This is a genomic window from Colwellia sp. Arc7-D, from assembly GCF_003061515.1.
GTDB lineage: Bacteria > Pseudomonadota > Gammaproteobacteria > Enterobacterales > Alteromonadaceae > Cognaticolwellia.
Genome location: NZ_CP028924.1, coordinates 2,058,745 through 2,074,620, shown reverse-complemented (window position 1 = coordinate 2,074,620; position 15,876 = coordinate 2,058,745). Strand labels below are relative to the sequence as shown.

The window sequence follows — 15,876 nt, the reverse complement described above, 5'->3', positions numbered from 1 at the left end:
ATCTAAATCAACTGAAACTTTCGTCTTCTATTGATAATGCATAATCTTTATACAACATATCAGATTGTAATATATGTTGAGTAAGCCAATTGTAAACAAACATGGCGATTTTATGCTGTATTTCAACAGTATAATGATCCAGTTTCTTTATTAAAGCCATAAGGTTAGCTTTTAATTCTTCATGCTCTTTTATATGCTTTTCAGTGTCTGGATAATTAATTTGTTTTAATAAGTTTTCTTCTGATTCTAGCTGTAAGTCGATATATGAAGTTAAGTGCTGAGCAAGTATAATGGCAGACTGTTTCTCATCTTTATGATAAAAATCATTTAACATGGTAAATATCATTTCATGTTTATCATCAATATCTTTATTACCTAATAGGTATTTAGGTAACCATTTAAATACCACCTTTTTGTCTTTTTCTTTATATTCCAGCACTTCATTAGGTAGTTTTATCGCTTTAATGATACTTTTTAATATGGCACTTTTTTTAGAGGGTTTTATTAAATAACCGCTCAAACCCAATGGAAACCAGCGTTTTATCACTTCTCTATCGCGATCTTGAGTATAGGCAATAATAGGTACTTGATTACCTTCTTTGCGAATGATTTCTGTAATTTCAATACCGTTTAAGGTGGGTAAGTCATAAGCTAAAAGTACAACGTTGGGTTTAAAGTTATTTATCTCATCTAAGGCAGCTTTTCCATCGTTAACTAATACATACTTAAATACTGTATCAGAAAATATTTTATCAATAACATGGGCGAACATATTAGAAGGTTCAGCCACAAGCACCTTATAACAAGTACGTTGAAAGTGTTCTATATCTTGTACCTCAGCACTTAACAAGCCTGTATTTACCCTTTCAGACAGAGAATCTTTAATGTTGTTTTGAATAACCTTTGCTTTTACCGCTTCATTATTATCTTTTAATTCAAGTAATTGATCTAAAATTCCCTGAATTTTACTCGAAACAGTGTCATTCATTTGGTCTAGTGATAAACCGACAAGATTTTGTAAAACTACTTTAGCTTCTTTGTCCTCAATGGCGGTTTGCGTAGCTGACAAGATATCTTTTTCACATTGATTAACACCTTCTATGAATGTTTTTTTAAGTGCTACACCATGCTCAATACATGAGGCAAGTTCGTCTTCACCATCACTCACCAGTTGATTTAAGCTATCGTTGTTACGGCTTTCTATTAGTTTTAATTCTTTTAATAAAACCAGTTTTAAGCGGTAAGGTTCATTTAACGGGTTAATAATGGCATAGTCGTCAAACAAACCATTCTCGCAAGCCAAATAAGCTCGAAATGTTTCGCGGTTATTGATCAATAATATGGCACTATGAGGCGCAATATTTTGTTCATATTCTTCGAGATAATTGATATAAAATTCAATTGTATTTTTGATGTTATTTGATGAGAGTAATAAAACCTTAGGTTTCATTGCGGTTAAGCTATTTAGTTTATCGGGGCTAAATTTATAAGTTTTAAAGTTCAAGCCTAATTCTGTTATTTGTTGAATTGCAGGCTCTACAATATCTCGCTCTTGATAAACCATAACAATGTCAAGTTGATTTGTAATTTTAGCCGGCTTCATTTATAACTTCTCTCTATTAACACAGTTTAATTTGTAGCTATTAACTTTATCTAAAAATGTCATAATTTTTACCGGTTAACTTTGACGACATTATTAAATGTTAATAAAGTTTTTTGATAAATATGTCGATATAGCAGGTACTTATAAAAGTAATAGTAGTTAAAAAATTAAAATAAAGCATGGTTAAAGTGTCAATTTTTTAAATTTATTTGTTATTTTATATATAAAGCGAAGATTTAGTCTAAATTTCATACTATCAATGACTGTATATTCATAAAAAAGACCTCAGTACAGTTTTGCTAAATAACTAAACATGAAGGTTAACATCCTTGTTATAGTTAAAAGTTTTAATAAAAACACATATTTTGCTGGTGATTGTTTCTGTGCCCTTGGTAATATGGACTTACTATTTTAAAATAGTAAAAATTAACTTTATTAGCAATAAAAACAATAATCAAGCTAGCATTATTCAAAACATCTGCAGACAATAGTAAGATGATTTTGAATGTAATAACATTTACTATTTTCTTATTAAGTCATTAATAAGAAACTGAAAACAATAGGAAGCACCGTGGAATTAATCGATTTAGACATTAGTGAAAACATAGCAACAATTACCCTTAAAAATGGCAAAGTTAATGCTATTTCCCATCAAGTAATTACTGAAATAAATGACGCGTTAGATCAAGCAGAAACTGCCGGTGCAGTGGTTATTTTAACAAGTCAGCCAGGAATATTTTCTGGCGGCTTTGATTTAAAAACAATGAAAGAAAGTTCAGCATCAGCAGTAGCTTTAGTTACTGCTGGCTCTACTTTATCTCGACGTATGTTGTCTTTTCCTTTTCCTATAATTGGTGCTTGTACAGGGCATGCAATAGCGAAAGGCGCATTTTTATTACTTAGCTGTGACTACCGTATTGGCAGTTTGGGCAAATTTAAAATAGGTTTGAATGAAGTGGCTATTGGCATGACAATGCATCAAGCTGGCATTGAAATAGCCCGTAATCGCATGCCAATCAACTACTTAACTCGTTCTGTAATCAATGCTGAATTATTTTCACCAGAAACAGCTGTTCTAGCGGGATTTTTAGATACGCTAGTTGAACCTGAACAATTATTAGATACAGCTAAAGCCGCTGCTACTCAAATGCAAGCTTTGAATATGAAAGCGCATCATGGCACTAAATTAAAAGAAAGAAAGGATATTTTAGCCGCACTGGATGCCGCTATAGAACTTGATTCAGCAATGGTTATTGCTTTATAACTGAGTTTGTAATGTTATGCACCAGCGTTGTATTACTGAATTAGCGTTAATTTAACAATGATTTTATAGTTGGTTTTAAAATTATCGCCATTAAAAAGTGAGCACCTAAAGCGTGCTCACTTTTTTTATATTTAACCCATTAGTTATTACCGTTATCTTTGATAAATTTGATCACCACTTGCGCTAACTGTTCGCCTTGATCTTCTTGTAAAAAATGCCCCGCGTTGACTATGGTGGTATGGGCTTGACCTTTTGTACCCGGAATTAACTTTTGCATTATTTTATCACCACCAGCCGTGATCGGATCTGAATCACTAAATGCGGTTAAAAATGGCTTATGCCATTGTCTCAATATCTCCCATGCTGCCAAATTACTTTTTGTTGCAGGATCATCAATACTTGTTGGTACTAATAAAGGAAACTGTCGGGCCCCTGCTTTATATTTTTCTTCTGGATATGGAGCATCATAGGCCGCAATAATTTCAGCAGATAATACTGAGGTTGTTCCGCTATTTATAATGTTACCCGCTGGAAATTCTGGAACTTCTTGAGAAAATTTTTGCCATTGACTGAATGCTTCTCCAGGTGAATGCTCTCCTGTGGGTAGCATAGTGTTCGCAGCGACAACGCCACTAAATCGCTCACTTTGTTCAGCAACTAAACGTAACCCTATCAATCCGCCCCAATCTTGACAAAACAAGGTGATGTTGGACAATTGTAATTGATTAAGTAATGCGTGCATCCAATCCACGTGGCGTTTATAAGTATAGTCAGAACATTGGGTCGGTTTATCTGAACGACCAAAGCCGATCAAGTCGGATGCAATAACCCGAAATCCTGCACTCACTAAAACTGGAATCATTTTACGGTATAGGTAACTCCATGAAGGTTCACCATGCATTAATAGAATTAATGCACCATCTTTAGGCCCTTCATCAATAAAGTGGACTCTTAGCTGCCCACCTTCGGTGTCATCCACCATCAAATAGTTGGGTAAAAAGTTATAAGCTTCAAGTTTGTCAAAACAGCTATCGTCAGTGCGCAGATAATTCATGTAACCCCTCATAGACCTTATTATGATTAATACGTTAAGTTTTTGTTGTCATATTATTCAAATAATCACCGGCAGTTTAGCTAATTTCTTTAATGGCGCGACCTATACCATCAACGGTTAAAGGAAACATTTTATCGCTAATAATATCTTTGATGATTGAGATAGAGTGATAATAATCCCATTGATTTTCAGGTTGAGGATTTAACCAAGCAACTTTAGTGAAATGAGCTAAAATTTTGCGCATATATTCAAGTCCAGGCTTTTCATTCCAATGCTCAACACTGCCACCAGGTGCAACTATTTCATAAGGCCCCATTGTTGCGTCACCGACAAATATAACTTTGTAATCACTACCAAAGGTTCTAATTATTTCATCTAAATCAACGGTATCATGTCTTCGACGACTATTGTCTTTCCATAAACGTTCGTAAACACAGTTATGAAAATAGAAAAATTCGAGATGTTTAAATTCGGTATGCGCGGCAGAGAATAATTCTTCACAGGTATGAATGTATTCATCCATAGAGCCGCCAATATCAAAAAACATTAACACTTTTACCGAATTATGACGCTCTGGTTCCATATGCACATCGAGCAAACCACCATTTTTCGCTGTTGACCGAATAGTGGTGTTAATATCAAGCTTTTCACTGGCGCCTGTACGAGCAAATTTTCTCAGTTTTTTAAGGGCTAACTTTATATTACGTGTCCCTAGCTCTCTGTCTTGGTCAAAGTTTTTAAATTCACGTTTATCCCAAACTTTTACTGCACGGTTATTTCGATTACCGTCTTGCCCAACACGAATACCTTCAGGGTTATAGCCATAAGCTCCAAATGGTGATTTACCGCCAGTGCCTACCCATTTGCTGCCACCCTCATGCCTCTTTTCTTGTTCAGCAAGGCGCTCTTTAAGAGTTTTCATTAATTCATCAAGACCACCAAGTGCCTTTAACTGGTCTTTTTCAGCTTGACTAAGTTGGTTTTCAAACTTTTTACGTAACCAATCTTCTGGAACAACATGGTCGAAAATATCGATTTTTTGAACACCGTCAAAGTATTCTGCAAATGCGCCATCGAATTTGTCGTAATGTATTTCATCTTTAACCATCACTATTTTAGCTAAATGATAAAACCCTTCTACATCAGCAAAAACAACGCTCTTTTTTAAAACAGCGATAAGATCGAGCAGTTCACGCAGGCTTACTGGTACTTTGTGTTTTCTCAGCGTCAGAAATAAATCTATAAACACCGTTATTACCTATTTCTTCGGCTAATAAAGGCAAGTTTTTCAAGTAACGAAACATCTTGCTCATTTTTAAGTAAGGCACCAAACAAAGGAATAACATCAGACTTTTTATTTATTAAAACGTCTTGTGCAACATCGTCGGCAACTAACAGCTTTAACCAATCAATTAATTCTGACGTTGAAGGCTTTTTCTTAATCCCCTGTAGATCTCTCAGATCAAAAAACACTTCTAAAGTGTGCTTTAACAAATCTTGTTTTACATGAGGATGATGCACAGCAATGATTTGTTCCATTTCAACTTTGGTTGGAAACTTAATGTAATGAAAGAAACAACGACGTAAAAAAGCATCGGGCAGTTCTTTTTCATTATTTGAGGTAATAATAATAATGGGACGTTGTTTTGCTTTAATTACTTGTTGAGTTTCATAAACAAAGAACTCCATTTTATCAAGCTCTTGCAATAAGTCGTTTGGAAACTCTATATCTGCTTTGTCAATTTCATCAATTAACAGTATTGGGCGCTGCTCTTCTTCAAATGCTTGCCAAAGCTTACCTTTAACAATGTAATTTGAAATGTCATTTACTTTTTCATCACCTAGTTGACTATCTCTTAATCGCGACACTGCGTCATACTCGTAAAGCCCTTGCTGTGCTTTGGTAGTAGATTTAATGTGCCATTGGTATAGTTTACAGTTTAATGACTTTGCTAACTCTTCTGCGAGTTGAGTTTTACCCGTTCCAGGCTCACCTTTGATCAACAAGGGTTTTTCTAGGGTAATGGCCGCATTTACTGCTAAACGTAATTCGTCAGATGCGATATAATTTTCTGTACTTTTAAACATGTGCTTACCTATAAATATGATGTCGTTTAATGTTTAGACATCTGTAAAATATTTGAATGATATTAAAGCTATATATCACTATATAATGAGTTACGCCTAGCTTTAGGTTGCCACTTTAATAGCGACAGGCGTACCATTGAATGCTGCATTACCTGTGAGTAAATCAACTCGATTAACATCGGTTAAGTCATTAATACTAACACCGGGTTGAGTCGCTGCTATCGACATATTGGTACCTTTTTGATTATGTCCCCAGCCTTGAGGCATAGTAACAACACCGCGTTGCACATCATCAGTAATAACCGCGTTAATCAATACTTCACCTGATATTGAACTCACGTTTACTAACTGGCCGTTTGAAACCCCTAACTGCTGAGCATCATCAGGATGAATTTCTAAAGTGCATGGATTCTTACCTTTAACTAAACGAGCAGAGTTTTGCGTCCACGTATTGTGACTTTTAACTAATCGACGGCCAATTAAGTCAAAGGGATAGTTTTTATTTCGCGCAGGTTGTGACATAACGGCATTAAGCCTAACTAAATCATCTACATAAAGTTGCGGTAATAGGTTTATTTTACCATCAGATGTTTTAATACGTTCTGCCGCACATGGCATTAAAGGACCAATATCGATACCGTGAGGGTTATCAATAAGTTTTTGTAAACTAAAGCCTTGCTCACCATAAGGACCTTTTTTTAACTCAACATCTAAGATTATTTCAGGTGTCAAACTTTTTACATGTGCTGGTACTTCTTCGTCAGACATTCTGATGGTTAATTCTTTTAATATTTCATAATCGTTACGCTGGTACTCTTCTATTTCAAACAATGGCGCTGAATATTTTACGGTATTACGTACAGAAAATGAATTAAAGAAAATGTCATAGTGAGCGTTTTCAACCCCCGTAGTTGCCGGTAAAATAATATTGGCATATTTGGTGGTTTCGTTTAAATAAATATCAACACACACCATATAATCTAGTTCTTGAAATGCTTCGGCTAACTTATGACCACTAGGGCTTGAAAGTACGGGATTACCAGCCACAGTGATCAAACTTTTAATTTGACCTTCACCCGCTGTTTGGATTTCTTCTGCAAGTGCGGCGACAGGAAATTCACCATTAAAAAATGGCAGTTTTCTCACTCGTGAATGGTATTGTCCAAAGGAGCTTTTAAAACCTTTTTTATAATTTCTTAATAGATCGAAAGCCGGTTGAGGAAACATCGCCCCGCCTGCTCGATCAAAATTACCCGTAATTATATTTAGCACATTCGTTAACCACTGACATAAACCGCCGAAGGTTTGTGTTGAAGCTCCCATACGGCTATAACAAACGGCTGAGTTTGCCGACATAAATTCGTCTGCTAAGGTATAAATGTCTTGCGCGGAAATACCTACGAATTCAGCAACGGCATCTGCTGAATATGCTTCTGAAATGGTCTTAAAAACCTCTATATCGTCTATTATCTCTTCTAAGTGGCGTAATTTAACGGCATTTTTCGCGAAAACACGATTGATCAGTGCTAGAAGTAATAAAGCATCTTTTTCCGGACGAATAAACAAATGTTGATCAGCAACTTTTGCGGTATGAGTTCGACGAGGATCTACCACTACCACCTTACCTGAACGCTTTTGGATGGCCTTTAAGCGTCCGATTACATTAGGGGCTGTCATCATACTCCCGTTTGAAACAACAGGGTTACCGCCAATAATTAGCATAAAATCAGTACGGTCAATATCTGGAACAGGAATGAGCATACCTGCGCCAAACATAAAGTTTGAAGCCACATGATGTGGCATTTGGTCAGCTGAAGCCGAACTGAAACGATTAATAGTACCAAGTGACTTCATAAAAGGTTTTAAAAATAATGTATTACCGAGATTATGAGCGTTAGGGTTTCCTAAATATAAGGCTAATGAGTTTTTGCCATGTTTTGCTTGAGTGGTTTTAAATTTTTCTGCTATTTCTGTGTAAGCTTCTTCCCACGAAATATCTTCCCAACCGGTTTTAGTTCGTCTAATCGGTGTTTTTAAACGGTCTTTATCTTCGTAAAAATCTTGCAAGGCTGTAGCTTTGGGGCAATTATAACCTTTACTGAATGGGTCATCTTTATCGCCTTTGATAGAAATTATATTTTTATCTTGATACTTAATTTCCAAACCGCACATGGCTTCACAGATATTACAATTTCGGTAATGGGTTTTAATTTCGCTCATAAATATCGCCTAAGTTAACAATAAATACATTTTTGAGTACGTTGAGAATTAATAACCCAAGCATGTAATATTGATAGTTTACTTGTTATCACGTTAAAGAAGTTTGTTGGAAGTATTTCTGAAGTTAATGCTGTGGCTTAATTTTAGTCATAACGGCTACAGCATTAACTTTTAAACAGATTAAAGCTTAACGATTAGCTTACCTTTGTTCTTACCTGTAAAGAACAAGTTCAAACCTGTTATTGCTGATTCAAGGCCTTGTAAAACGTGTGCACGATGCTTGATTTTACCTTGCATAACATAAGGGGTAAGTTTTTCTAATAACGCCGGAATTTCACCAAAGTGATCAGGCATAGTAAAACCTTGTATAGTCAGACGTTTTTTGATGATATTAATCCAACTTGGAGCCAAATCAGGTATTTCTTTCGAGTAGTCTGCGATCATGCCACAAACAGCAATGCGACCATGCGCATTCATTCTTTGGTATACATGATGTTGAATGGGTCCGCCGGTGTTTTCAAAGTAAACGTCAATACCGCGAGGGGTTAATTTGGCTAATTGCTCAGCTAAATTATCAGTTTTGTAATTTACCGCACCATCAAAACCTAATTCGTTAATTATCCAATCAGCTTTTTCATCACTACCTACAATACCAATAACTGTAAGACCATCAGCTTTCGCCAGTTGGCCTACAATTGAGCCAACAGAGCCTGCTGCTCCTGAAACCACCAAGGTTTCACAACTTTTAGGTTTACCTATACTGTATAAACCTTGAGTGGCCGTTAAACCCGGTAATGCGAACACTGAAAGAATGGCTTCATCTGGTAGTGGCGCGGCAACTTTATTTAGACCTGTACCATCAGATAAATAGTACTGTGTCCACCCCATTAAACCCATCACTCTATCGCCAACTTGAAAGCCTTCATGATTACTTTCTACCACTTCGCCGATACCAGAACTGCGCATAACATCGCCAAGAGCAACAGGCGGAATATAGCTCTCGGTATCCGGACTCATCCAACCAAACATGGCGGGATCTAGCGACATATGGTTTTGTTTAACTAAAAATTGACCTTTGCCGATACTGGGTAATTCTTTTTCTACTACTTCAAATAGCTCTGGGCCAATTGGGCCGCCTGTTGGACGGGCTATTAAATTAATTGCAGTATAAGTAGTCATTATTATTCTCATTATAGTTTTAAAAGCGATATTAATGGGCTTGTTAACCAAGCCCATTAAATTAGTAAGTAAATGGTTAAATACTTATTGTCGTAATTCTTTTCTTAATACTTTACCGACATTAGTTTTAGGTAGTTCATTCATAAATTCAACAAACTTAGGACGCTTATAGTTGGTAAGCATGGTGTGACAATGATCGAATATATCTTGTTCAGTTAAGTTAGGATCTTTTTTAACAATAAATGCTTTAACTGCTTCGCCGGTTGTATCATTTTTAACACCAATAGCGGCGGCTTCTAATACACCTTCATGCATCACAAGCACTTCTTCTATTTCATTAGGAAAAACGTTAAAGCCCGATACTATGATCATGTCTTTTTTACGATCGACAATCGTGAAGAAACCATTTTCATCCATGGTGGCAATATCACCGGTTGCTAACCATCCGTCTTTTAATACTTCATCAGTTGCTTCTTGACGATTGTAATAACCTTTCATAACTTGTGGACCTTTAACCCACATTTCACCAGGTTGTCCTAAAGCAACTTCCTCACCGTCGTCACCAATTAAACGAATATCGGTTGAAGAGGCAGGAATACCAATAGTGCCATTGTAACTTTCTTGATTATAAGGGCTCATGGTAACTAATGGAGCACACTCAGTTAAGCCATAACCTTCTAACAATCGTGTTCCAGTCACTTTTTCCCATAACTCAGCAACAGGACGTTGTACTGACATACCGCCAGCAAAACCAAGTTTTAATGGACTAAAGTCAAGTTTGTCAAAGCCAGGAGTATTTAATAAACCATTAAATAATGTATTAACACCGGTAATGGCCGTAAAAGGATATTTAGATAATTCTTTAACAAAACCAGGCATATTTCGTGGATTAGTAATTAACAAATTAGTACCACCAAATGGAATAAAACACAGGCAGTTCGATGTTAATGCAAAGATATGATAAAGCGGTAAAGCAGTAACCATCATTTCTTTACCCACTTCATAAATATTTTTAGTGGCAGCGTTAGATTGCTCAAGGTTGGCAACCATATTACGATGGGTCAACATTGCGCCTTTAGAGGGGCCAGTAGTACCACCGGTATATTGTAAAAAGGCGAGATCAGTGCCTACAACTTCAACAGGATTAAAATTAAGCGCGGCACCCTTTGCAAGAGCGTCATTGAAAGTTATTGAACGTTTAAAGTGATATGCAGGCACTTGTTTTTTAACGTACTTTAAAGCGAAATTAACTAAGGTGCCCTTGATTTTACTGAGACGATCGCCAACCCCAGTGGTGATAATATGCTCTACGTCAGTTTTTTCAATAACATTTTCAAGTACGTGTGCAAAGTTTTCAAGAATAAGAATGCCTTTAGTACCTGAATTTTTTAATTGATGCTGTAATTCACGCGCAGTATATAGAGGATTAACATTAACGACCGTTAACCCTGCGATAAGCGCACCAAATAAAGCAACTGGATACTGTAAAAGATTGGGGATCATGATGGCAAATTTATCACCTTTTACCAATCCTAGATCTTGTTGTAAATAAGCAGCAAAATCATTCGCTTGTTGCCCTAGCTCTTGATACGTAATGCTTGAACCCATGTTGATAAAGGCAGTGTTATCTTTATAAAGCTTGGTGTATTTTAAAAATAATTCTGCCAAAGATTTATATTTGTCTGGGTTAATTTCGAACTCAACACCAGGCGGGTAACTTTTTTCTAGCCAAATTTTTTCCATTTTTTAATCTCCCCAATCAATTATTTAAAGCATAGCTTTTCATGTTTTATTTCTTATTCTATAGCTAAATAGGTTTTCTATAATACTTCAAACAAACCCGCAGCACCTTGACCACCACCAATGCACATACTGATCACAACATATTTAACACCACGGCGTTTACCTTCAATAAGTGCATGCATTACCATTCTTGTGCCGCTCATACCATATGGATGACCAATTGAAATAGCACCACCATTTACGTTTAATCTATCTTCTGGAATACCTAACTTATCTGCACAATAGATCACTTGCACAGCAAATGCTTCGTTAATTTCCCATAAACCAATATCATCTATCGTTAAATTATGACGCGCTAGCAATTTGGGTATAGCATAAATTGGGCCTATGCCCATTTCATCCGGTTCACACCCTGCCACTGCCATGCCTCGATAAACACCTAAAGGCTTAAGACCACGTTGCTCAGCTAACTCACGTTCCATTAGCACAACAGCCGCTGCACCGTCGGATAACTGTGAAGCATTGCCCCCTGTAATAGTACCGTTTTCTTTAACTGCTTTTAATGATGATAAACCTTCAATATTGGTTGATGGACGGTTACCTTCATCTTTGGTTAAAGTGACTTCTTGTTTACTAATGTCACCTGTTGCTTTATCCATAACCAATTGCGTGGCTGTAACAGGCACAATTTCATCATCAAACTTATTAGCGGCTTGCGCACTTGCTGTACGTTGCTGAGATTTAAGTGCGTAAGCGTCTTGTACTGCTCTTGAAATATCATAACGTTTAGCAACGACTTCAGCCGTATCTAGCATAGGCATATATATTGCTGGTCGGTAAGCTTTTACACTAGGGTCGACCAATCGATGCATATTCATTTTATCATTTTGCACTAAACTGATTGAGTCACACCCACCCGCAACCATAACCTGAGCGCCATCACATACAATATGATTAGCCGCAACAGCAATTGACATTAAACCTGAAGAACATTGACGATCTATTGTCATTCCTGCAACTGACACCGGTAATTCTGCAGCCATGGCAACTTGACGGCCAAAATTCATGCCTTGATTACCTTGGGTTAAAGCGGCGCCAAAAATACAATCTTCAATTTCACTGACATCAACTCCCGCACGATTTACTGCTGCTTTTACGGCAACAGCTGCCAATGTTGGAGCTGATAAATCATTAAATGCACCTCGATATGCTTTACCAATCGGTGTGCGTGCAACGGATACTATTACGGCTTCTCTCATGATGTATTTCCTTTTAACTAACTTAATATATTATAATTAACAAAGACATATAAAAACAATTTTGTAACGCGTAACTATTTATTGTGTGATTTCATGAAAGCCATTGCTTTCAAAACAAACTTTTCACCCTGTTTAGCACCAGAATCTAAAGGTACCTGTGTGCTGCTATCTGATATTACTGGCCATTGCTCTCGCACAGTTTCAGGTGATTGTTTGTCGAGCGAAAGAAAACAGCCATCGGTTTCAACAACACTAGCACTTGAGTAACCGCCAGCGCCAGCACATAAAATAAATCGATTAGGTGCTTCATCATCACAAAGTGTTAAAAGGCCTGCGGTAACCGCTTCGGGTGCAAATGCTTGTACAATTTCTGGTGGCATTAAATCTTCTGTCATACGTGTACCTGCTGTTGGTGCAAGTGCGTTGACTCTAATATTATTTTTTGCCCCTTCAAGCACTAAGGTATTCATCAAACCTAATACAGCCATTTTAGCGGCACCGTAATTTGACTGACCAAAGTTACCGTACATGCCACTTGATGACGTTGTCATAACAATACGGCCATAATTTTGTGCACGCATGATTTCCCAAACAGCTTTTGTACAATTAACGGTGCCCATAACATGAACATCCATAACCAATTTAAAATCATCTAATGTCATTTTAGAAAACGATTTATCACGAAGAATACCGGCATTGTTGATAAGAATATCTACACGGCCCCACTTTTCCATCGCTTGATTCACCATGTCTTGCACTTCATCAAAGTTTGCTACGTTAGCGCCATGACTTATCGCTTCACCGCCATTTTCTTCAATTAAACGAACAACTTCTTGAGAGGCTACTGACGATGCACCACTGCCATCGCGCGCTCCACCTAAATCATTAACCACAACCTTAGCACCACGGGCGGCCAGCGCTAATGCATGTGAACGACCTAACCCATTACCTGCACCAGTCACTATGGCGACTTTACCTTCAAAGCTAATTGACATAATACTTCCTGATATTTTATTTAATTAAAATGATATAGATGATTTATCGTTTTACTTCACCATTTGAACAGTGATCCACTCAGCGATTAACGCCGGTGTGTCACAGCCTTCAATTTCAATGGTTACTTGTGTACACAAACGAAATTGCCCCGGCTTTTTCTCTTCAATATGTAAAGTTTTAGCATGTGCTCTTACCCGACTATTTACTTTTACGGGTTGGAGAAACCTGACTTTATCGAAACCTGCGTTTAAACCCATATAACAACCGTCGATAATGACACTGAAACTGTCTGCAAAATGTGAAAGCATAGATAAGGATAAAAAGCCGTGCGCTATGGTTGAACCAAATGGGGTAGCTTTTGCTTTTTCTTCATCAACATGAATAAATTGATGATCGATCGTACAATCAGCAAACTGATTAATTTGTGTTTGCGTTATGTTATGCCAAGGTGTTGGCTTAGCTTCAAAATCAATGTAATTGGCTATTTCATCTTTATTTATTATTGTTTTTGTCATAGTTAAACTCCATCTAACTGCTTATTATGTAAGATACTTCTTCGATTTTTCTGTAGATTAGCTCTACAACTTAACGCTATACGTTGCGCGAATAAATATTTTACTGCTATGGCGCACAACATAACCGTTAAAACCAATCTGCTTTCATGTCATAGGTTGTACTATCGGTATGACATAAAATAGTTGACCATAATGTAATTTCTGGCAGCTCAAAACGGTAAAAATACTGCAATGCTTGAAGTTTACCGTTATAAAAATCTTCATCGGTTTTATGTGGTTTATTTTTAAGCGCTTGACTAGCAACAATGCCCTGCTTTAACCATAACCATGCGACAATAACGTGACCAAACAATTCAAGGTACTTAACTGAATTAGCTAAGGCCAAATCAATGTTTTTGCTCGACATAGCGCCCAAGACAGATTGTGTCGTTTGCTTTAAAGTTTCAACAGCTTGGCTAAGCTGAAGCGAAAATTCATCGAGGTTTTTATGCTGTTTAGCTTCCTCAATAATTTTCATAATTTCAGCTAATGTTGCAGAATATCCTGCCATGTTATGCATCGGTACTTTTCGGGTTAATAAATCTAACGACTGTATGCCTGTAGTACCTTCATGAATAGCATTTAAGCGATTGTCGCGATAGAACAACTCAACAGGATGTTCGTTAATATAACCATGACCGCCAAGCACCTGAATCGCTAAGTCATTTGCTTTTGTGCCGTACTCGGATGGCCACGTTTTAATGATGGGGGTCAGAAAGTCTAATAACACATGGGCATGTTCGCGCGCTTCTTTGGTTGGCGCAGTTTTTTCGTCATCACTCAGTTGTGAGCCATAAAGCACTAATGAAAGCGCACCTTCAGCGTAAGCTTTTTGTGCCAATAACATGCGGCGAACATCAGCGTGTTCAATAATATTAACCATGGCAGAAAGCGGATCTTTACAAGAAGGCAAACGCCCTTGTGGACGATTTTTTGCGTACTCAACAGCATATTGATAGCCTGCAACGGCTAATGTCGCGCCACTGGTACCCACCATAATACGTGCCTCATTCATCATATGAAACATGTACTTAAGTCCTTGATTCTCTTCACCAACCAGATAACCAATAGCGCCATTTTTTTCACCAAAGCTTAACGCGGTTGACGTTTGAGCACGCCCACCCATTTTGTGGAATAAGCCAGCAAGTGCAACTTCATTTTCTTCACCAATCGTACCATCGTCGTTCACTAGGTATTTAGGCACTACAAACAAAGAAATACCTTTAACGCCTTTGGGTGCACCTTGAACACGTGCGAGCACCAAATGAACGATATTCTCACTTAAGTTATGATCACCCCCTGAGATATAAATTTTATTGCCACTAATGCGATAAGTACCATCTTCAGACATAACGGCTTTTGTAATTAAATCACCAAGGCCCGAGCCACTGCCTGGTTCTGTCATTGCCATAGTGCCCATGAACCGTCCTGAGCGCATGGGTTTAACCCACTTCTCAATAAGTTCAGGGCTTCCGTGGGCTTGAAGAAGATTGGCATTTGCGTTAGTTAACATGTTATAGCCTAAGCCAACCCCACCCGCGGCAGTTAGAAAGGTACTTGCCGCACTGGCAATAATAGGAGGTAATTGCATACCATTTGATTCATAATCTGCGGTTGCTGAAGAAATACCAGAGGCGATCACTGCTTCAATAGCCGGTTTTAGTTCAGGAATAAGGCTGACATTTTTGCCGTCAAAAGTAGGTTGGTGCGTATCAAGTTTCTGCCTTATCGGTAGAAAATGTTTTTCTGCTATCGCTTTTGCCGTATGCATAACTTCATTAAATGTTTGGCGATCGTGATCTTGATAGCGATCCCTTTTTATCAATGCCTCACTGTCAAAAAGCTCGTAGAGCAAAAATTCAAGATCACGTTCATTCATTAAGGTTGCAGACATAAAGTTATATTCTCATTTTTAC

General features: G+C 37.4%; 12 protein-coding genes. 1 reads left to right on the top strand and 11 read right to left on the bottom strand.

What is annotated here, in order from left to right:
* Positions 1 to 7: 7 nt before the first annotated feature.
* Positions 8 to 1,603, bottom strand: a complete 1,596-nt coding sequence (locus tag DBO93_RS09090) for a hemerythrin domain-containing protein (RefSeq protein ID WP_108456061.1) — start codon at positions 1,601 to 1,603, stop codon at positions 8 to 10.
* A gap of 571 nt (positions 1,604 to 2,174) precedes the next feature.
* Between DBO93_RS09090 and DBO93_RS09085 the strand changes: the two genes are divergently transcribed.
* A complete protein-coding gene (locus tag DBO93_RS09085; RefSeq protein ID WP_108456060.1) occupies positions 2,175 to 2,867 on the top strand; it encodes a crotonase/enoyl-CoA hydratase family protein in 693 nt (230 codons plus the stop codon).
* A gap of 139 nt (positions 2,868 to 3,006) precedes the next feature.
* On the opposite strand, the gene DBO93_RS09080 is transcribed toward DBO93_RS09085, so the two are convergent.
* The 10 genes from DBO93_RS09080 to DBO93_RS09035 form a co-directional block, all read right to left on the bottom strand.
* Positions 3,007 to 3,921, bottom strand: coding sequence for a haloalkane dehalogenase (locus DBO93_RS09080; protein WP_108456059.1), 915 nt, complete (start codon positions 3,919 to 3,921; stop codon positions 3,007 to 3,009).
* Positions 3,922 to 3,997: 76 nt separating this feature from the next.
* The gene (locus DBO93_RS09075; protein WP_108456058.1) at positions 3,998 to 5,170 is read right to left on the bottom strand and encodes a VWA domain-containing protein; all 1,173 of its coding nucleotides are present in this window, start codon (positions 5,168 to 5,170) and stop codon (positions 3,998 to 4,000) included.
* A gap of 5 nt (positions 5,171 to 5,175) precedes the next feature.
* Positions 5,176 to 6,009 (bottom strand): MoxR family ATPase, encoded by an 834-nt coding sequence (locus tag DBO93_RS09070; RefSeq protein ID WP_108456057.1) that lies wholly within the window; start codon positions 6,007 to 6,009, stop codon positions 5,176 to 5,178.
* 102 nt (positions 6,010 to 6,111) lie between these two features.
* Positions 6,112 to 8,229 (bottom strand): molybdopterin-dependent oxidoreductase, encoded by a 2,118-nt coding sequence (locus DBO93_RS09065; protein WP_108456056.1) that lies wholly within the window; start codon positions 8,227 to 8,229, stop codon positions 6,112 to 6,114.
* A 180-nt stretch (positions 8,230 to 8,409) separates the two neighbouring features.
* Positions 8,410 to 9,408, bottom strand: a complete 999-nt coding sequence (locus DBO93_RS09060) for an NADP-dependent oxidoreductase (RefSeq protein WP_108457787.1) — start codon at positions 9,406 to 9,408, stop codon at positions 8,410 to 8,412.
* Between the two features lie 84 nt (positions 9,409 to 9,492).
* A complete protein-coding gene (locus DBO93_RS09055) occupies positions 9,493 to 11,151 on the bottom strand; it encodes an AMP-binding protein (RefSeq protein WP_108456055.1) in 1,659 nt (552 codons plus the stop codon).
* Positions 11,152 to 11,228: 77 nt separating this feature from the next.
* Entirely contained in the window at positions 11,229 to 12,410 is a 1,182-nt protein-coding gene (locus DBO93_RS09050; protein WP_108456054.1) for an acetyl-CoA C-acyltransferase, read from the bottom strand.
* Between the two features lie 74 nt (positions 12,411 to 12,484).
* Entirely contained in the window at positions 12,485 to 13,405 is a 921-nt protein-coding gene (locus DBO93_RS09045) for an SDR family NAD(P)-dependent oxidoreductase (RefSeq protein WP_108456053.1), read from the bottom strand.
* A gap of 51 nt (positions 13,406 to 13,456) precedes the next feature.
* On the bottom strand, positions 13,457 to 13,921 hold the full coding sequence (locus tag DBO93_RS09040) for a MaoC family dehydratase (protein ID WP_108456052.1): 465 nt from the start codon (positions 13,919 to 13,921) through the stop codon (positions 13,457 to 13,459).
* Positions 13,922 to 14,048: 127 nt separating this feature from the next.
* Positions 14,049 to 15,854: an acyl-CoA dehydrogenase gene (locus DBO93_RS09035; protein ID WP_108456051.1), complete on the bottom strand. Its 1,806-nt coding sequence runs from the start codon at positions 15,852 to 15,854 to the stop codon at positions 14,049 to 14,051.
* Positions 15,855 to 15,876: the final 22 nt, after the last annotated feature.